General features: G+C 45.2%; 23 protein-coding genes. 21 read left to right on the top strand and 2 right to left on the bottom strand.

Annotated features, from left to right (window positions below; translation table 11 throughout):
- Positions 1-11: 11 nt before the first annotated feature.
- Positions 12-533, top strand: coding sequence for a phage major tail tube protein (locus tag SCACP_RS10870; RefSeq protein ID WP_425057618.1), 522 nt, complete (start codon positions 12-14; stop codon positions 531-533).
- A gap of 41 nt (positions 534-574) precedes the next feature.
- Here SCACP_RS10870 and SCACP_RS10865 read toward each other — a convergent pair whose 3' ends face one another.
- A complete protein-coding gene (locus tag SCACP_RS10865; RefSeq protein WP_425057617.1) occupies positions 575-820 on the bottom strand; it encodes a hypothetical protein in 246 nt (81 codons plus the stop codon).
- A gap of 75 nt (positions 821-895) precedes the next feature.
- On the opposite strand from SCACP_RS10865, the gene SCACP_RS10860 reads away from it, so the two are divergent.
- The 20 genes from SCACP_RS10860 to SCACP_RS10765 all read left to right on the top strand — a co-directional run bounded on the left by SCACP_RS10860 (position 896) and on the right by SCACP_RS10765 (position 17,259).
- Positions 896-1,177: a phage tail assembly protein gene (locus SCACP_RS10860; protein WP_425057616.1), complete on the top strand. Its 282-nt coding sequence runs from the start codon at positions 896-898 to the stop codon at positions 1,175-1,177.
- A gap of 150 nt (positions 1,178-1,327) precedes the next feature.
- Positions 1,328-3,763, top strand: coding sequence for a phage tail tape measure protein (locus SCACP_RS10855; protein ID WP_425057615.1), 2,436 nt, complete (start codon positions 1,328-1,330; stop codon positions 3,761-3,763).
- Entirely contained in the window at positions 3,756-3,959 is a 204-nt protein-coding gene (locus SCACP_RS10850; RefSeq protein ID WP_425057614.1) for a tail protein X, read from the top strand. Before SCACP_RS10855 ends, SCACP_RS10850 begins: the two co-directional genes overlap by 8 nt.
- Positions 3,960-3,963: 4 nt before the next feature.
- A complete protein-coding gene (locus SCACP_RS10845; protein WP_425057613.1) occupies positions 3,964-4,980 on the top strand; it encodes a phage late control D family protein in 1,017 nt (338 codons plus the stop codon).
- Positions 4,980-5,408, top strand: a complete 429-nt coding sequence (locus tag SCACP_RS10840) for a phage baseplate assembly protein V (RefSeq protein WP_425057612.1) — start codon at positions 4,980-4,982, stop codon at positions 5,406-5,408. Before SCACP_RS10845 ends, SCACP_RS10840 begins: the two co-directional genes overlap by 1 nt.
- A 16-nt stretch (positions 5,409-5,424) precedes the next feature.
- The gene (locus tag SCACP_RS10835) at positions 5,425-5,736 is read left to right on the top strand and encodes a GPW/gp25 family protein (RefSeq protein WP_425057611.1); all 312 of its coding nucleotides are present in this window, start codon (positions 5,425-5,427) and stop codon (positions 5,734-5,736) included.
- Positions 5,736-6,677 (top strand): phage tail protein, encoded by a 942-nt coding sequence (locus SCACP_RS10830; RefSeq protein ID WP_425057610.1) that lies wholly within the window; start codon positions 5,736-5,738, stop codon positions 6,675-6,677. The genes SCACP_RS10835 and SCACP_RS10830 overlap by 1 nt, the downstream gene beginning before the upstream one ends.
- 13 nt (positions 6,678-6,690) lie before the next feature.
- Positions 6,691-7,803, top strand: coding sequence for a baseplate assembly protein (locus SCACP_RS10825; RefSeq protein ID WP_425057609.1), 1,113 nt, complete (start codon positions 6,691-6,693; stop codon positions 7,801-7,803).
- Positions 7,796-9,142, top strand: coding sequence for a phage tail protein I (locus tag SCACP_RS10820; RefSeq protein WP_425057608.1), 1,347 nt, complete (start codon positions 7,796-7,798; stop codon positions 9,140-9,142). Before SCACP_RS10825 ends, SCACP_RS10820 begins: the two co-directional genes overlap by 8 nt.
- Complete coding sequence (locus SCACP_RS10815; RefSeq protein ID WP_425057607.1) at positions 9,143-10,813, top strand: hypothetical protein; 1,671 nt, start codon at positions 9,143-9,145, stop codon at positions 10,811-10,813.
- Positions 10,814-10,825: 12 nt separating this feature from the next.
- On the top strand, positions 10,826-11,194 hold the full coding sequence (locus tag SCACP_RS10810) for a hypothetical protein (protein ID WP_425057606.1): 369 nt from the start codon (positions 10,826-10,828) through the stop codon (positions 11,192-11,194).
- A complete protein-coding gene (locus SCACP_RS10805; RefSeq protein ID WP_425057605.1) occupies positions 11,191-12,279 on the top strand; it encodes an SUMF1/EgtB/PvdO family nonheme iron enzyme in 1,089 nt (362 codons plus the stop codon). Before SCACP_RS10810 ends, SCACP_RS10805 begins: the two co-directional genes overlap by 4 nt.
- 77 nt (positions 12,280-12,356) lie before the next feature.
- Positions 12,357-12,692, top strand: a complete 336-nt coding sequence (avd, locus tag SCACP_RS10800) for a diversity-generating retroelement protein Avd (RefSeq protein WP_425057604.1) — start codon at positions 12,357-12,359, stop codon at positions 12,690-12,692.
- Positions 12,693-13,112: 420 nt separating this feature from the next.
- Complete coding sequence (locus SCACP_RS10795; protein WP_425061381.1) at positions 13,113-13,409, top strand: hypothetical protein; 297 nt, start codon at positions 13,113-13,115, stop codon at positions 13,407-13,409.
- Positions 13,409-13,753 (top strand): hypothetical protein, encoded by a 345-nt coding sequence (locus SCACP_RS10790; RefSeq protein WP_425057603.1) that lies wholly within the window; start codon positions 13,409-13,411, stop codon positions 13,751-13,753. The genes SCACP_RS10795 and SCACP_RS10790 overlap by 1 nt, the downstream gene beginning before the upstream one ends.
- Position 13,754: 1 nt before the next feature.
- Positions 13,755-14,342: an N-acetylmuramoyl-L-alanine amidase family protein gene (locus SCACP_RS10785; protein ID WP_425057602.1), complete on the top strand. Its 588-nt coding sequence runs from the start codon at positions 13,755-13,757 to the stop codon at positions 14,340-14,342.
- Positions 14,339-14,611: a hypothetical protein gene (locus SCACP_RS10780; protein WP_425057601.1), complete on the top strand. Its 273-nt coding sequence runs from the start codon at positions 14,339-14,341 to the stop codon at positions 14,609-14,611. The genes SCACP_RS10785 and SCACP_RS10780 overlap by 4 nt, the downstream gene beginning before the upstream one ends.
- A gap of 48 nt (positions 14,612-14,659) precedes the next feature.
- Positions 14,660-15,289, top strand: a complete 630-nt coding sequence (locus SCACP_RS10775) for a hypothetical protein (RefSeq protein WP_425057600.1) — start codon at positions 14,660-14,662, stop codon at positions 15,287-15,289.
- 177 nt (positions 15,290-15,466) lie between these two features.
- On the top strand, positions 15,467-16,120 hold the full coding sequence (locus SCACP_RS10770) for a hypothetical protein (protein ID WP_425057599.1): 654 nt from the start codon (positions 15,467-15,469) through the stop codon (positions 16,118-16,120).
- A gap of 5 nt (positions 16,121-16,125) precedes the next feature.
- Positions 16,126-17,259 (top strand): helix-turn-helix domain-containing protein, encoded by a 1,134-nt coding sequence (locus SCACP_RS10765; protein ID WP_425057598.1) that lies wholly within the window; start codon positions 16,126-16,128, stop codon positions 17,257-17,259.
- 88 nt (positions 17,260-17,347) lie between these two features.
- Here the strand turns inward: SCACP_RS10765 and SCACP_RS10760 are convergent, their stop codons facing one another.
- Positions 17,348-17,632, bottom strand: coding sequence for a hypothetical protein (locus SCACP_RS10760; protein ID WP_425057597.1), 285 nt, complete (start codon positions 17,630-17,632; stop codon positions 17,348-17,350).
- Positions 17,633-17,638 lie beyond the last annotated feature (6 nt).

Genomic DNA, 17,638 nt, shown 5'->3' with positions numbered 1-17,638 from the left:
AGGTGCAGTGAATGAACCCGGTACCAGAAAAATTAATTAATTTCCGCGTATATCAGGACGGCATTGATCTTCTAGGTGTCGCAGACGTTCAACTGCCGAGCATTGAGCCGCTTACAGACACAGTGAAAGGCGCTGGCATTGCTGGTGAGGTAGATAGCCCAGTACTCGGACACTTCGGCAGCATGACATTAACTTTGAACTGGCGTACAATAACCCGTCCGCTCGTTGGGTTAGCACAACAAAAAGCTCACTCACTCGACCTACGCGGCGCTATTCAAGTTTATGATGCAGGCTCAGGTGAATATATTACACAGCCACTAAAAGTAGTAGTTAAGGCCGTTCCTAAAAAAACAGACCTCGGTAAATTAGATGTCGGCGCCGGCGGCGATGCATCGAATGAATTTGAAGTGGTGTATATAAAAATTAAATTGAACAATGAAGTATTGGTTGAAATTGACAAGTATAACTACATCTGCAGTATCAAAGGTTTCGACTATCTGGCGGCCGTGCGCGAGGCATTGGGGCTAATTTAAAAATTTAAGGGCCGCATTCCAAATGGACTGCAGCCCTAGTTCTATTGTTTTGTTTCACTTTGGCTGTAATTTTTCCACCAATATATATTTTTAAATCTAATAAGAAAATAAAGCATTCCTGGAATGCAGCCTATCCAAAAGCCAATTTCGCTATTTAAACCGAGCTTAGCAAAGGCTACGGACACAAAAGAGCCAGGGACCATGCCGGCAACATAAGAAAATCCGAAGACTACAGCAAAGAGGAATAGTCTGAACACTATCTCAATAATATCAAAGAGCCTATCCACGTGGTTGCCCCCTTTCCCTCTCACTATTAGTGTATGACAATTTTTAAAAAAAGAAAATAGTAGGAGGAATTTCGCATGAACATAATTTTCAAAAAGCCTGTTAATTTTGAAGGTGTTGAACACTTATCTATTGATTTGAATTTTGATGCACTTACAGGCAAAGATTTATTAAAGGCAGAAGCGGAAGTTCGCGCTATGGGTGATCGGACGCCGGCAGTATCTTTTTCAATGAAATACCAAGCTGCTGTTGCTGCTCAGGCCGCGAAAGTGCCCGTCGAGATGATTTTGTCCTTGCCTGCCAGAGAGTTTTCGCGAGTTACTATGTTGGTACAGAATTTTTTATTCAACGAGGACTAGGCGAGCAACCGGGGAAGGTGATCCGAAAAGTTTGCTTAGGACTATGCGCCAATATAAATTCATCACTTGAGTTTTGGTTAGACCTTTCGTTAGATGAACTGGAAGAATGGGTAGCCGATGTTCGAGCAATGAACCGGAGGAGGTGACGCCATGGCAAAGACGTTTGAAATGATGTTCAACATTGCGGCTAGACTAAGTTCGGGCTTTACATCTGCTTTTTCATCGGCAAGTTCGGTTATGGCGCGAACACAGTCAGAAGTTATCGGACTTAAAGTAAACTTAAAAATACTCGATGAGTCATATAAGAAAGGGGTAATTAGCGCTCAGTCCTATACTAATGCCCATAAGCTAATGTCGGCGGAGCTAAACAAAGTCGTTAAAGCGCAGGAGCGACTTGGACGGGCAATGTCCATGCGAAAGTCATTAGAAGATGGCAAGCAAAAGTTTCGCGATAATATTTGGAATACAGCCGAGACAGCGCTGACTGTTGGCGCTCCAGTCGTGGCCGCAATGAAGTTTGAATCAGCTATGGCAGATGTGCGCAAAGTTGTCGATTTTGATACACCAGAGCAATTTAAGGAAATGGGTAATGATATTACCGAACTTTCCAAGCGTATACCGATGGCAGCAGATGAACTGGCTAAAATAGTAGCGGCAGGCGGGCAATCAGGGATAGCCCGGGAAGACTTACTAAAGTTTGCTGAAGACTCTGCTAAAATGGGGGTCGCTTTTGATGTAACCGCGGAACAAGCCGGCCAGATGATGGCGCAGTGGCGAACTGCATTTAGAATGAACCAAAGTGAGGTTGCATCATTAGCGGATCAAATAAACTATCTTGGTAATACTACTGCCGCGTCTGCGCCCAAAATTTCTGAGGTGGTTACTCGTATTGGCCCGCTTGGCGAAATTGGCGGAGTGGCCGCTGGACAGATAGCTGCGCTTGGCGCAACTATGGTGGGTGTTGGTATCCAAGAAGAAATTGCTGCGACAGGGATTAAGAACCTTGTGTTAGGTATGGTTGCAGGTGAAGGTGCTACCAAGAGTCAGGCAGAGGCGTTTGCAGCTCTCGGCTTGAACGCTGCTGATATGGCAAAATACATGCAGGAAGATGCACAAGGCGCTATTTTGACAGTACTTAAAGCCCTACAGCAGTTGCCGAAATACCAGCAAGCATCTGTTCTTTCGGATTTATTTGGCAAAGAGTCCATTGGAGCTATCTCACCACTTTTAACCAATTTGCAGGCGCTTGAAGATAACTTTGCCAAAGTAGCTGATAAAACTAAATATGCTGGCAGTATGCAGGCTGAGTTTGACGCAAGGTCAGCTACAACCGAAAACAAGCTGCAACTTATGAGAAATTCAATGAATGCAGTAGGGATAACGCTCGGTAACATTGTTTTGCCAGTGTTAGGAACTTTTGCAGAAAAGCTATCAGGTTTGTTTTCGACAATTGAAGAGTTGTCTAAAAAATATCCTAATTTAACGAATGCCCTTGTGCTCGGCGTTGGTGGCATCATGGCAGCGACAGTGACCTTTTCGGCCCTCGGATATATAGCTATGGGGCTAGTTTTACCTTTTATGACGGTATGGGAATGGATGACAAAAATTAAAGCTGCCAACGAGGCAGCTACCGTTGCTACAAAATCATATACAGTTGCTTCCCGCGTTGCCACTATAGCACAGTGGCTGTGGAATGCGGCGTTAACCGCAAATCCGATTGGTTTAGTCATTGTAGGAATAGCCGCACTGATAGCTACCGGTTATTTATTGTATAAAAACTGGGATTTGATAAAACAAAAAACAGAAGAGGTTTGGGCCGCAGTATCAAATTGGTTTGGCAACGCATATCAGGTTGCAACTCAATTTATTCACGAGCTTCCAGACAGGATTGCTTACGGTATTGGCTATGCTATAGGGTTTATAGCAACTTTGCCAGAGCGAGCAGCGTATTATTTCCAATATGCCTCAATTGTGGCTGGGCAGTGGGCTAGTGCATTAGTTACAAATGTAATAGGTTTTCTAGCTACATTACCAGATAACGCCGCTACTACATTTAGTACATTTTTGTCATCAGCACAACAATGGGCAATGGATGTTTATAATTCGATTGTTGAATGGTTTATGCAAATACCAGACAGGATTTTAGAAGTCTTTAATCGAGCATTAAGCTATTTTGATAATCTCAAAAACCGTGTTAAAAATTTTGCTGCTAACATTGGTGTAAGTTTTTCCGCAGGAGCTACGGCTGGAAGTTTTGGTTTGAGTACCCAAATAGCTTCAAATGCTGCAGGTGGTATTTATAGCAAAGGTGCGTTTTTAACTACCTTTGCAGAAGATAGCGCGGAAGCGGCTATTCCCCTTGATGGCAGTCCCCGGGCATTGTCGTTATGGGCTCAGGCTGGCGAGATGCTTGGTGTCAGATCGGCGGGCGGTACCGGTGACATCAATGTGACTTTCGCACCGGTAATCCATGCTACCGGCGGCAACGTGCAGGAAATTCGCCAGATGCTTAAAGCAGCCGAAGATAAATTGGTTGAACGCTTAGAAGCAATTCAGCGCCAGCAACGGAGGGTTAGCTATGCGTAACTACACCACCGCTCAGGGCGATACTTGGGATATAATCTCTTACCGTGTTTATGGTACAGAAAAAGTTATCGACATCCTAATTGAAGCTAACCACCAGTACCGGAATGTTACTATATTCCCGGCAAACATTAAACTTGTGATCCCGGATGTCGAAACAGTTGCGCTCTCGACATTACCGCCCTGGAAACGGAGCTAATGCTATGCTGTCACGAAGGGCAAATTTAGAAATCCTTTACGATAATAAAAACATATCAACTTACCTGGCCAAGTACCTAGATACTTTTTCGTACACTGACCACGCTAGTGGGAAAGCTGATGACTTGCAAATCACACTGGAAGACAGGGCGGGGCTATGGCGTGGTGACTGGTTGCCAGACAAGGGGGCTGTGTTAAAGGCAGCATTGGTTACAGAAAACTTTTACGAAGAAGGAAAAACCGAAAAGTTACCGCTAGGCATTTTCGAAGTGGATGAAATTGAATCTACCGGTCCACCATCACGGGTTACTGTTAAAGCCGTATCAGTACCGGTATCGACATCCTTGCGTGGCGAGGAGAAAACCAGAGCCTGGGAAAAAACCAGGCTCTATCTTATTGCCCAGGATATTGCGGCCGGAGCTGGCCTGGAAGTTTTCTACGACACCGAAGAAGACATATCCTATGACCGCGTAGACCAAACCCAACAATCTGACTTATCGTTTCTCTTAAAGCTGTGCGAGGACGCCGGATTATCGCTTAAAGTCACTGATAAACAAATTGTTATTTTTGATGATGCTGCTTATGAAAAACTGGAACCGGTAATGACCATCAAAAAAGATGTGGCGCTGGTAAAAAACTATAGCTTTCAATCAAGTACTCGCGAGCTATATTCCTCTTGCCGGATTGATTACCATAGCCCCAAAAACCGAAAAAGCTTTTCTTACACATATACGCCGCCGAAAGCGCTGCCGACAGGCAAAGTCTTAGTGATAAATGAGCGCGTAACAACACTGGCCGAAGCGCAGCGGCTGGCAAAGAAACGCTTGCGCCAAAAAAACAAAGACGAAATTAAAGCGTCTTTTACACTGATGGGTGATTTGAAACTGGTGGCCGGGGTAACAGTCCGAGTTGAAGGTTATGGGATATTTGATGGCAAGTATTTTGTCAGTGAGGCAAGCCACCAGGCCGGAAGCGCTTATACTGTTAAAATTGATCTTCGTAAAGTGTTGGAGGGATATTAATGGATTCGATACTAAAAAATATCGTCCGGGTAGGCAAAGTAAGTTCGGTTGATTCGGCAACGGCCAGTGTCCGCGTGGCCTTTGAGGATCGCCAAGGCATGGTGTCGTACGACTTGCCAGTTATCGTGCCTTGGTCAATGAAAAACAAGTTTCATTATTTGCCGGATGTCGGCGAGCAAGTACTTTGCTTATTCTTGCCGAACGGCAACGCTCAGGGATTTTGCCTGGGCTCATTTTATTCCGATACCGATATGCCGCCAGCTGCTGACAGCGGCACTTTAACCATTGTTACTACCGGTGCGGTAAATATCATAGCTACCAATAATGTAAACGTGACGGGCGATGTTATTGCCGATGGTATCAGCCTAAAAAACCATACTCACGGCGGCGTAACGCCTGGCGGCGGCAACACTGGCACGCCTAGTTAGGGGGGCAGAATGGCATATGGAACTTGAAATAACAGCCAGCCAAACTATTGACTTTGCGCCCGATGAAATAGCCGAAATCGCCCAAAACGTGCGGACAATACTGACTACACCGGTGTTTTCCGTACCACTGGACCGCGAATTTGGCGTTGATTTAAGTTTGTTAGACTCGCCCATGCCGGTCACTAAAGCAAGGCTAACTGCCAAAATCGTTGCCGCTATCCAAAAGTACGAGCCCAGGGCACAGGTGTTAGAGGTTACCTATACCGGTGACGCCTTCGAAGGCCGCCTAATCCCAAGTGTAAAAGTCCGAATTAACGGGGTGATATAATGTTTGGAACCTTTGGGCCAATTATCTTTGATGTGTCCAGCGAAAAAGTTCGTACCTTCGATGACTTCAAACGGCAAACCCAGGCCAAGTTTGAAGAACATGCTATCATAAACCAGAAAGCAAAGCTTGAGTTTATTTCTCCAGGGCTAGATACCATTTCTTTTCGCATGGTGTTTTCGGCATTTTTGGGCATTAACCCTGCGGCCGAGATTGAGCAAATCCGAAGTGTTGTCCAAAATGGTGAATATTATCCGTTGGTCATTGGCGGCAAGGTATTGGGTAATTTTGTGATAGAATCCCTCAGCGAGGCTTGGACAACCATTGACAACCAGGGGATCCTGCTGGCGGCCGGCGTGGATGTGGTTCTTAAGGAATATTACCTCGACCCGGTGCCCGGAGAGAAAAAGGAACAGGTAAAAAAGGTAGAAACGACAAAAGCTGAGCAAACGAAAACAGCGGTTAAATCAGACCTTGAAAAAGCAGTTGATAAAATTAAAGATACTGCTGCAAAAATCAATATGGCTGTCACTAAAGTGCGAATCTTCGCTAACAAGGTAATGTCGTCGATCGTAAAGGATCTGGCGCTTGCTGTCAGGGGACTAAACAATTTTTTAAGTACCTTAGCTGATGTTAAACTAGGCAATCTCACATCAAAACAGCTAAAATCGCTCAAAATTTTGGGTATGAATCCATCAGACATGGCGAAGGCGATTAAATCCAGCCCTGTCAATGCTATTGTCGATGTGTTAAAAAATGTGGCTAAAACAGATAAAGCCTTGCGCAACAGTGCTATAGGCCAACTGTTTGGCGCGAGCATGAAAGGTTTTGTAAACCAGCTTGCTAAAAATGCAGATCAAATAGAAAAGGCTTTCAAAGAGGTTAAAGAAATGAAAAAGTCCTTTGACACCAAGGCAAACGAACTTAAAAGAGCTTTGGCTTAGAAAGGAGGTTAACATGTTTGACCTGCCGGATATTGACTTTACTGATAAGAATGCCGAGGACATTGAATCATCAATCATTACGCTGTATGAGGCTTTGACCGGCCGGACGTTGGCAGCCGGTGACCCGGTACGGCTTTTTCTTGAAGCCGTTGCTGCCATAATTGTTCAGCAGCGTATTTTGATTGACTACGCTGCCAAACAAAATCTCTTAGCCTATGCCGAAGATGAATTTTTAGACCATATTGGCGTGTTGGTCGGTGCTACACGGCTTGCAGCCAGTGCAGCCACGACTACTATCAGATTCACTCTTTCGGCACCTCAGTCTGAGGTAGTTATTATACCGGACGGTATTCGGGTAGCCACTGCTAGTGGTGTAATCTTTGAAGTAACGGAGGCAGGCCAGATTCCGATTGGAGAGCTTACGGTAGATGTGCCTGCCGAATGTACCGAAACGGGAGTGGACGGTAACGGTTTTTTGCCCGGGCAAATAAAAAAATTAGTTGACCCGATTCAATGGGTACAGTCTGCGGTTAACATTACCGAGAGCACCGGCGGTGCTGATACCGAGGATGATGACAATTATCGTACCCGTATACGGCAAGCTCCGGAAAGTTTCAGCGTCGCCGGGCCGACTGGTGCGTATGAATATTGGGCCAAAACCGCGTCGCAAGACATTATTGATGTTGCGGTTTATAGCCCAGAGCCTGGTACAGTTGAAATAAGGCCGCTGCTCGATGGCGGTGAACTGCCGGGGGAAGAGCTGCTCGCAAGTGTCCTGGAAACGTGCAATAGCTCTACCGTTCGACCACTTACCGACAAAGTGGTAGTATTAGCACCTGAGGTAGTGAATTACAACATAGTGGCTACTTACTATATTGACAGCCAGGATGCTGCCATTAGTGCGGCAATCCAGCAAGAAGTTATCGCGGCGGTAAATGACTATGTTGAGTGGCAAAAAAGTAAGCTTGGGCGTGATATTAACCCCTCAGAATTGATTAGGCAAGTCATGGAAGCGGGTACTAAGAGAATTGTTGTTAATGAGCCGGTTTATGCCGTATTAGAGTCGTACCAGGTGGCAATAGCCGGTACGGTAACACTGACCTTTGGAGGGCTGGAAGATGGCTAATCTAAAAGATGTGAGCTTACTTGACCTTTTGCCTCCCAGCATCCGGAATGATACGCAAGTGCAGGCAGCTGCTCAATCCCTCAACCGGGAACTTAAGGCAGTAACTGAAGCGATAAATGACGTATTATTGATATCCAGACTGGGGGAGCTGCCGGAAACAATTATTGATTTACTGGCTTGGCAATGGCATGTTGATTTTTATGACGAGGATTTTCCTCCGATAGAAAAAAAGAGAGAGCTCATACGGCTGTCCATCGCATGGCATAAGCAAAAAGGTACACTAAAAGTAATCGAAGAGGTGCTAAGTGTTGCGTTCGTAACGAGTGAGGTGGTGGAGTGGTTTAAGTATAAAGGACAACCGTTCCATTTCATTATTCGCACTTGCGATGAACCGCCTGATGCAACTCGTTTAAGTACAATCTTAAACATAATTAATCAAGTCAAAAACACTCGATCTTACTTAGAGGCAATTGTAGGTATACCGGACCGCATGTTGATCCTCAATACTGTCGGCCCAGTGCAAGCAGAGATGATTGATTTGTCTTATATCGAACGACAGTCGCACGTTATATTTATCGGCAGTTGCTTAGGTGCGGGCGCTGTGGAAACAGTAGTCACAAATACCCAATGGGACGAAACAAAAAAAGACTATGTTTTTGCAGGTAGTCGTCTCAATGGATATAAACTGAACGGAGGCATCAATCTTAACGATGCATCCCGTATCGAGCGGGTACAAGTACACCAGCACACGGCACAGGAACTTGTTAAGCAATTTAGAAACTCAACGTTTATCCTTAATGCTTCCGGAACACGTACAAGCACAATGGTTGACATTGGTCATGACGAATTAATCACTGAACGAATTTTTACTGGCGCAGTACTAAATAAAGGCAGAATTACTGTCTCCGCAACAACAGTGAACCAGTCTATATCTAGAATCCGGAGCGATTTTACCGGTTATCGACTAAACGGTAACCTTCAAAATCCGCGGCTCAATTGGTCGCAAGTAGTTGTTACGCCAGTGACATTTAGTGAAACCAAACAGGTCGTCACTAAGTATCTCAATGCGGCTTCATTTAGCCTGTGCGGTCCCAAGACGCTGAATAACACTGCGAGCTACAGCAGACAAACAATAGTTCATCATCCCGACTGGCAGTCGCTTATCAAAACTGAAGGCGGCCATCTGCTTAACAATGCGCCGTCGCGAACCGAAACGATCGAAATATTACATCCGGGTTCTAAAGTATGTAAAAAGTTCAATCCGGAAATCGGTACAGTATTGAATGGTAAACCTTCACTTGGCTACAAGTGGAAGATAGATCTAAAGGAGGCGATTTAATTGGCTGAAAAAATAGTCAAATACCAGGGCGATACTACGCTGCGCGAACTGTGGGCAAACGGGCCACAGGTAAGTTCCGGCGTATCTCGGCTCTTGGACCCTACCGGGCGAAACTTTTCTGCCGTCATGTGGCAACAAGGTAAGCCACCGCTTGACTCTGAACTTAATCTTTTACAACAAATCCAAAACCATCTCCGCGCAGAGATGGTTCGGGCGATTCTGCCATCCGGTATTTTGCAAATGGATGTGCAAACGGACATAACTTCACCACTCAACTCTATACGTATTTCGAACACTATCGCTTGCGTCAACGGTTGGCTAGCGCGTATTAATGGTGCTAACCGTACTGATGATGCCAGCGACATTATTTTCCCTGAAGCGCCTTATTCGGGAGTAAGATACGACCTAGCGTTTATCGAGTTTTGGTTCGAAGAAGTAGCGCCGAGCGGTTCTCCCGAAACTGATAGCGAGGCAGTATATCGCTACGGAGGCGTGCAGTCGGGCACGTTGGCCAATGACTTACAAGACCCTACCGCTGGTGATGAAACAACCCGTCGCTTACAGTTTCGTTGGCGGCTACGTACTGTCTCTGACATTGATTTTACGACATATCCCAAAGGCGTTAATCACACAGCAAGAGTTAAGGCTTGGGGCGGCAATGCCGGCGACACAAATTATGTATTTAGTTCGTCTGTTGCCGACACTGCCTTATTTGTGGCCGGAGATGGTTCTGCGGCAGCTTGCGATGCGCTGAAGTGTGCAACTGGCTATGTGTATGCACTTGCGTTTTTTAAGGTGATGCGCCGTAATCAAGCCGCTTATGATGCAATTACGAACCCCGACGGGGCCCCCGGCTATGGCGCAACCAATACCACGCCCAGCCAACTCTATCATAACGTAATTGTCGCGCAAGATATTAAACCGATTTTTTATCAAACCGGCATCCGCGACCGGCTGCATCCGGAAATGGACTCTATGGCCGCTGTACTCTTGGAGGCTATGAGCGGCCTGCGCGGCATCAATCTGGAGCTTGAAAAGTGGAAGAAACAAAGGCTGCAGCAGGGCAGTGTGGTCATTTACAACAAATTTGTCATTGACGGCGGTGTAATTAGCGCGGTGCCGGGCACGCGAAATTTACAGATTAGCCGCACCGGTACTTTTAATGCCGCTGCCGCATCGAAGATGTATATAGACGGAAAGATTGTGGTCATTCCGGACGAACAGACCAGTGTGGCCGCTGTACCACCCAACGCGGGAGCAACCAGTCAAACCTATTATGCTTATGTGGATTATGACAACACGCAGCAACGATACCGGGTGTTTGTGGATCAGACGGTTCCGGAAGGGAAGTTAAAACTTTACCGTATTGTGGTACCGGCAGGCGACCAGACGGCCAGTTTGGACGCTTGTACTTTCTACAATGAGCGTCGAATTGAAGCGGCTTATACCTGCTTTTACACTACCCAGCCGTTTGCCCTGGTAAACATTCCCGGATTCTGGATGCCGGACGCGAATTACGACGTACAGCTTACCGTGGAAGATGCCAGCGATATGGGCCGCGTAGGCGAGCTAATTGTGTATGATAAAGCATACAACGGGTTCAAGGTGCGATCGACAGGCGCGGCCGACGCTATTCGGGTACGCTGGACCTTGATTAATCCTAATGCGTAGGAGGTCATGAATATGGTTATCAAAGAAATAAGCCCTGGTCAGAAAGCTCCTTGCGGTAACGAAGGTGCTTTAATTTTTGTTGGGACAGGTGAAAACACGGTAATGATTGATGCGGCCGAACGGCAGTCCGATCAGGAAGAGATTATCGATATCTATCAGGATAATATGGGCACCTTGGTTGAAGGGGAAAAAAGCCTATGGTATGCGGCGACTATTATTATTCCGCCGCATCAGTACCACATGGTGGATACCGGACAGGTTGACGATCAGGGGCAGCCGGTATTAAACAAAGAGCAGTTGCCGCTTGACATGGACGCGGTTACAGTAGTGCTTTGGCCCCTTAACAAACCGCTGAACAATGAAGGAGGAGAAAACCAATGATTTATAGCATGAAGGACACCTATCGTCAATCGATTGAGGCCGCCAGCGGCGGTAAAAACACCGTTGTCTATGACGACAAAGGCAACCCCAGCATTATGGTCGTTATTCCGAAGTTTAAACTCAGTGATATTGACGCCACTTGGCCTTCTGACCCGCATCCGGCGTTTATTGTTGACGGCCGGGAAATGTCGGAAATCTATATTTCCAAGTTTCTAAACGTCGTGCGTGATGGCCGCGCTCTCTCTCTGCCGGGCCAGGACCCTGCCGTCTATGTCAACTTTGATACGGCACGCAATTATTGCACTGCCAAAGGACCGGGGTGGCATTTGATGACCAACGCGGAATGGGCGGCCATTGCCTTGTGGTGCCGGAAAAACGGATTTATGCCAAGAGGAAACAACAACTATGGGTGTGATCATTCGGCGACCTATGAACGGGGCAAAGAGACATACTTTGATACCGGCGCTGGTAAAACTGGTCGCACGGCCACCGGAAGCGGACCGGCATCCTGGTATCATGATAATACGCCTTTTGGCATTGCCGACTTGAACGGCAATGTGTGGGAGTGGAACGACGGGTTGAAACTTGTGGACGGCAAAATTTACGTTCACGGAACCAGCGGCGTTGCTATGAATAACTTCAAAACACAGAACGCCAGCCACGATGTCACTGGGTGGCTGGATACAGGCGCATATTTTGACAACACCACTGCCGGAAATAGTAATCAGGTTATTGCTGATATCGGTGGCGACCCGATAATTAGCAACTCGCGCGCTAATCCAATGTATACTACAGATCCGTCTACTGATAGCTATTATGGCTATAGCACCGTGACATTCGAAAGCTTAACTGTTAAGTCGGGTTATACACCCCCGGCGATGCTTAAACATCTTGGCATTCAACCGCCTGGGGCTGGCCTCGGCAGTGATTGCCTCTGGGTTAGTAACTACGGTGAGCGTATTCCGTTCCGTGGTGGCGACTGGTACAACACCGCGAGCGCCGGTGTCTTCAACCTGTTCCTGTACTACGCCCGCGCGTATTCGAGCGGCAACATCGGGTTCCGCTCCGCTTATATCCCAGCGTAATCTGGGTTTTGAAGCTTGTAATCTGTCGGGACGGACGGTAGTCCGTCCCTGAATTTCCTGAAAAAAGGTGACCATTATTGTCTGAACTAGCTATTTTGCAGAAAACATATGATATGCTCCACTATCTTCACGAAAGCATTCGGCAATATCCTAAGAGTGAAAGACACACGCTAGCGGCAGACACAAAACAGGCCGCAACCGAATTGCTGAAACTATTTATTACGGCTAACAAGCGATATCACAAGAAGACAACACTGCAAGATGCGGATATTCAGCTTGAAATATTGCGCTATCATATCCGGCTGGGATATGATTTTAAGTTTTTACCGATTAATCGCTATGAAAATCTAGCGAGAATGTTATCGGAAATTGGCCGCATGCTTGGCGGCTGGATAAAGGCTTTTAAGGTTTAAACATATTGGGGAGAATGCCGTAAACTTCCGATCCGTGGTGGCAACTGGAACAACGCCGCGAACGCTGGCGTGTTCTCTCTGCACTTGAGCAGTTCTTAACCAATCGGCTCAAACTTACGCTGAATAACAAGACGACGATCCGCACCACTAATCAAGGGGTCGATTTTTGCGGGTACCGCATTTGGCCTACCCATATAAAACTTAGAAAGAAGACGGCATTGAAGATGAAACGTCGTCTTAAATATTTGCAGAAACAATATCGAAAGGGGTTGATTGATTTCACAAAGTTTAATGCCAGCCTGCAAAGCTATTTGGGGATTATGAAGCATTGCAATAGCTATAGGCTGCGCACCAAGCTATTGAAATCGATCAAGTTAAAAAGGATGTGAAGGAGTTGGAGAAAATATAACCTTGCCGCCGATGAGCGGCTTTTCTTATGTAAAATTTTATGGGGGTGGGATATTGGAACTAAATTTGAGCAACACGGTACAGATCATTACGATTATCAGTTTTTCTGCCGCGTTAGTAAAATACTTAATCGTTAATCCACTTCAGGCCGCTATAAATTCATTAAAAGAAGCAGTTGCCAAAATAGAAACAATATTGTTTCGGTTGGAACAAGACCAAAAAAACATCGATAAGCGGCTCGTTGCAGTCGAAGAATCTACTAAATCTGCTCATAAGAGATTGGATGGAATAGAAGGGGTGAAACATTAATGATACCAACAAGCGAATTACAAATATTCATTTGGGCCGCTGGCGCGTTGCTGGCGGCTTTGGTTTTGGCACTGGTTGTCCATATAGTATACCGCGGACTTCCTGCCGGGAAAGCCAAGGATGGACTGCAAACAATCATCTATGAAATGGACCGGCACGCTGACGATATGGAGAATCATGAGAAACGAGCGGCAGCCATTCAGGCGGTCATGGACATTTTAGGTTGGCGACGAATCATCGTACCGAAGGTATTAGTTGGGTGGCTAATCGACGCTGAAGTGGCTACCATACGAAAAATTCAACAGGCGACAGACACGCCTGATTTACACAAGGGGGAAAATTGAAATGCCTAAAATTTGCATTGACCCCGGCCATGCTGGCCGTAACACTGATCCCGGCGCAGTCAATCCAGCAACCGGATTGCAGGAGGCCGACGTAACACTGATCATTTCCCGGCTGGTGCAAAAATATCTAACTGCAGCTGGCTGTGAAGTCATGCTGACTCGCACCGACTGGGAGCAGGCAGAAACTGACAATTTGAGCTATAGGACAGAGCTGGCAAATTCCTGGGGCGCTGACGTGTTTGTATCTCTGCATTGCAACAGCGCAAGCAATCCTTCTGCTGCCGGATTTGAAGTCTGGACTTCACCTGGACAAACCCAAGGGGACAGGTTGGCTACATGTATTTATAATCAGATTGCTGGCGAATTCCCGGACCGATATGGTCGCGTTGACTATTCTGACGGCGACCCGGACAAAGAATCCCGTTTCTACGTGTTGACACAAACCGACGCTCCGGCATGCCTCGTCGAAATGGCGTTCGTCTCAAATGCCGAGGAGGCCGCGCTGCTGGCCAATCCGACGTGGCAGGACCGCATGGCCCGGGCGATTGCCAGGGGTGTGACAGACTACTTCGCAGGTGATACCATATGATTATTGACGGAATTTCCGTACAGGCCGCTTCCGGCGTAACTGATGACGAAATTGCAAAGATTATTACCGAAGAAAAAGTAATCTGGGCGCAAAAAGGAAAGGAATTGGCCGCTATTTTTATCAGTATTGATGGTGACGAATTGGTTGTCAAAACTGTCGAAAAATCGCCCATTACCCGCACTCGCCGCATTACCGGATATCTCAGCACGGTCGACCGCTTCAACGATGCGAAGCTTGCAGAATTGAATGGGAGGGTGTCACACATATAAAAATAGCGCCGTCCTTATGGGCGGCGTTTTAAGCAAAGGGGAGAGGATATGTTTAGTTTAACCAAGCGCCAGGCGGCTATACTGTTTGGCGTTGTTTTTTTGGTTACGTTGGCAGGGTGGCTGTTATACCGATCGCACGCCGCACAGGAAGCCCGACTGCAACAGGCAACGATACTAACCGAGCAACAGGCTCAAAACATTAACACCCTGCAAAACGAGCTTAAAATCAGCAAGCAAAACGCCGAAATGCTAGCGGCTGCTGTTGCCGAGGCCAAGGCCGGACAGCGACAGCCGGAAGTCCGTTATATTGTGCAAGCTCCAACGGTCCAGGTGGCAGCCGAGAAGGTAAGTGACCAGATTAAAAATAATGACAAAACCCTGCCGCCATTGGCACTTGAAAAGACTGACCGGACCGTGGTAGTATCTAATGAAACTAAAACGCCGGAAGCTAACTGGGATGTAGGTGTGTTTAAGGTTAATAATTATAAGAATTGGTATATTGGTGCCGGTATTGGCGTACATGATGGTGATTATTATATTCCTTTGGCTGCTCAACGAAATTTTAGTAAGGATGCAGCCGTTGACATACAAGCAAATGTTGATACTAATTTCAAAGAGATAAACGGCGGCCAGGTCATGTACCGGCGCGCCGTAAATAAATTATTTATATTGTTTTAAAAGCAAATCCCACTCTCAGCATGCGGTTGGGGGTGGGCTTTTTGTTTTGGGTAAAAAAACAGAAGCAAACATTAACTTGACAAAATTAAGTGAATACAAAAAAATACTTGATTTATTTAGACAAGCGATTTATAATAAAACTATAAAATAGTCAAGTTAATGGGAGGGTAAGTAAAATTGCGTAATACCGACGAGCTTTTTGCGCAAATGTTTCCCCAACAAGCAAGACAGATTCTCGCTTCTAGTGTCTATGTTGCAAGCAAGATGAGTAAAAGCCTAAGAGACGAAATGATTAGTATTCCTAGAAGAGCGTCAATGTTGGCAGGGCATGCGTTTCCAGTATTTATTGATCGTCTTATGGCTAAACAAATTGACGAAATTGATGTCGGGCAATTTCCTTATCAATACCGTGAAATTACAATACCGAAATGTGGGCATGCTTATATTGAATATCATTCGCCGATTGGAAAATTTCACATAAAAAAATCGAATAAAGCTAATGCTTTACCTAAGGCTGCCGTCCATCGTGTAAGTAATGCTATGTCTAATAAGATATTTTTGGATCTTGGCTCAGAGTATATACCAGAAAATACTTCAGTGCCTTTTAGTCTTATTACATATGGTCATAAGAATTTTAATATTACCTTTATTCAAATTGGGTTTCCGACATGGGATTATTCTGGCTGGGAGTCGAATTACTGCTGGGATATTTCAGGGGACATCTCTAAGGAACTCGTAGAATACATTGAAAAAAAAGCAGCAGGTGAATTAAAAGAAGAGTTCTACGAAAATGTTACCCAAAAATTTAATTTAAAACTAAAACAAGGGTGATCTCTATGGCAAAAACCCCTTCGTGGAGCAGCTCGCCATTACCAGAACGTCTAAGAGAAGGGCGGCGTATTAGGGGGATTACACAAAACGAATTGGCTGATCAGCTTGATATAAGTAAACAAGCTGTATCTCAATATGAAATCGGAAGCAACAGCCCCAAACCAGAAATATTTGAAAAAATATGTAAAATACTTGATCTTCCGTATGGCTATTTTTTCAAGCCAATGCCGTATACATCAACAACGCCGATCTTTTTTCGAAAATGCAAAACAGCCACAAAAAGAGATTTTGAAATTTTTGAAGGTAAAGTTGGATGGGTACGCGAGATTTATCATTATCTTCAACAATTTATTGAATTTCCCGAAGTAAAAATACTGACAAAGGTATCTGAAAAATATTCATTTGAAGATGTTCAGTTAGCAGCTGCTGAGTTGAGAAAATATTGGGGCTTAGGATTAGGACCTATAAGTAACATGACTTTGCTTTTAGAAAATAACGGATTTGTTGTTGCCAAGGTTAATGTTGGTGCTAAAAAAGTTGATGCATGTTCTGTTCTAGCTACTGGTGTAAATATAAAAAGGCCAATTATATTTTTAACGCCAGATACCAGTGCTGTACGTTCTAGACGTGATGCTGCTCATGAATTGGCTCATCATGTATTACATTCCTGGGTGGATAAAGAGTATTTTGAGGCAAATAGAGAAAGAATGGATGAGGAAGCGGAATGGTTTGCAAGTTCATTTTTGATGCCGGCAGAATCAATCAGGCGTGAAGCGTTTTCTGTATCTTCCTTGGAATCTATAATATTACTAAAGAAAAGATGGAAAGTTTCCGCTCAGTCGTTATTGCACTATATGTACCAGCTTGGAGTTATGAATGATAATCAATTTTCTTATTTAAGAAATAAAATGTATACAAGGGGATGGCGTCGAGCAGAGCCTTTGGATGATGAAATTGAACAAGAAGAACCGTTAATGTTAAAACAAGCGTGTGAACTTATTATAGAGAATAACATCAAATCACGAAATCAATTTATTGATGATATTTCTTTTCCGCGACAAGATATTGAAGCTCTGTGTAACTTAGAGCGAAATTATCTACTCGAAACAGGTGTTCCTAAGCTTAAAATTGTTAAATGATCTTTCGCCGCATCCTCCGGTGGGCGGCTTTTTTGTTTTCGAAAAAAACCGGCACCGGTCTGGCGGCGGTGCCGGGGCTGAATTATTCCTACTCAGCGATTAACTTCTTTTCGATCAACAGACTTTTTGAAATGTCATCAACCGGGACATATCCTTTTTCAAGCAGGTTGCGTAAATAAATTTTATTGTATAAGAATGGCAGGACTAACCAGGACAACCCTACAGTTACAAATCCAGCGACAAGCGAAATAATAAACCACTTACCATCACCACGAAATAAAGGTACGAAACAACCGAAGAACAACATGGTCCAAGAAAAGCCTGTTGGAGCTGTCTTCAACGCTCCTGTTGAGTTTTTTAAGGTAACAGTCATAGATTA

This window comes from Sporomusaceae bacterium ACPt, assembly GCA_041428575.1.
GTDB lineage: Bacteria > Bacillota > Negativicutes > Sporomusales > Sporomusaceae > Sporomusa_D > Sporomusa_D carbonis.
This window is presented reverse-complemented; position numbering and strand designations above follow the sequence as displayed.

Coding starts and splice junctions, on each gene's coding strand:
- SCACP_RS10870 (WP_425057618.1), top strand. CDS start 12: ATGAACCCGGTACCAGAAAAATTAATTAATTTCCGCGTATATCAGGAC.
- SCACP_RS10860 (WP_425057616.1), top strand. CDS start 896: ATGAACATAATTTTCAAAAAGCCTGTTAATTTTGAAGGTGTTGAACAC.
- SCACP_RS10855 (WP_425057615.1), top strand. CDS start 1,328: ATGGCAAAGACGTTTGAAATGATGTTCAACATTGCGGCTAGACTAAGT.
- SCACP_RS10850 (WP_425057614.1), top strand. CDS start 3,756: ATGCGTAACTACACCACCGCTCAGGGCGATACTTGGGATATAATCTCT.
- SCACP_RS10845 (WP_425057613.1), top strand. CDS start 3,964: ATGCTGTCACGAAGGGCAAATTTAGAAATCCTTTACGATAATAAAAAC.
- SCACP_RS10840 (WP_425057612.1), top strand. CDS start 4,980: ATGGATTCGATACTAAAAAATATCGTCCGGGTAGGCAAAGTAAGTTCG.
- SCACP_RS10835 (WP_425057611.1), top strand. CDS start 5,425: ATGGAACTTGAAATAACAGCCAGCCAAACTATTGACTTTGCGCCCGAT.
- SCACP_RS10830 (WP_425057610.1), top strand. CDS start 5,736: ATGTTTGGAACCTTTGGGCCAATTATCTTTGATGTGTCCAGCGAAAAA.
- SCACP_RS10825 (WP_425057609.1), top strand. CDS start 6,691: ATGTTTGACCTGCCGGATATTGACTTTACTGATAAGAATGCCGAGGAC.
- SCACP_RS10820 (WP_425057608.1), top strand. CDS start 7,796: ATGGCTAATCTAAAAGATGTGAGCTTACTTGACCTTTTGCCTCCCAGC.
- SCACP_RS10810 (WP_425057606.1), top strand. CDS start 10,826: ATGGTTATCAAAGAAATAAGCCCTGGTCAGAAAGCTCCTTGCGGTAAC.
- SCACP_RS10805 (WP_425057605.1), top strand. CDS start 11,191: ATGATTTATAGCATGAAGGACACCTATCGTCAATCGATTGAGGCCGCC.
- SCACP_RS10795 (WP_425061381.1), top strand. CDS start 13,113: ATGAGCGGCTTTTCTTATGTAAAATTTTATGGGGGTGGGATATTGGAA.
- SCACP_RS10790 (WP_425057603.1), top strand. CDS start 13,409: ATGATACCAACAAGCGAATTACAAATATTCATTTGGGCCGCTGGCGCG.
- SCACP_RS10785 (WP_425057602.1), top strand. CDS start 13,755: ATGCCTAAAATTTGCATTGACCCCGGCCATGCTGGCCGTAACACTGAT.
- SCACP_RS10780 (WP_425057601.1), top strand. CDS start 14,339: ATGATTATTGACGGAATTTCCGTACAGGCCGCTTCCGGCGTAACTGAT.
- SCACP_RS10775 (WP_425057600.1), top strand. CDS start 14,660: ATGTTTAGTTTAACCAAGCGCCAGGCGGCTATACTGTTTGGCGTTGTT.
- SCACP_RS10765 (WP_425057598.1), top strand. CDS start 16,126: ATGGCAAAAACCCCTTCGTGGAGCAGCTCGCCATTACCAGAACGTCTA.
- SCACP_RS10760 (WP_425057597.1), bottom strand. CDS start 17,632: ATGACTGTTACCTTAAAAAACTCAACAGGAGCGTTGAAGACAGCTCCA.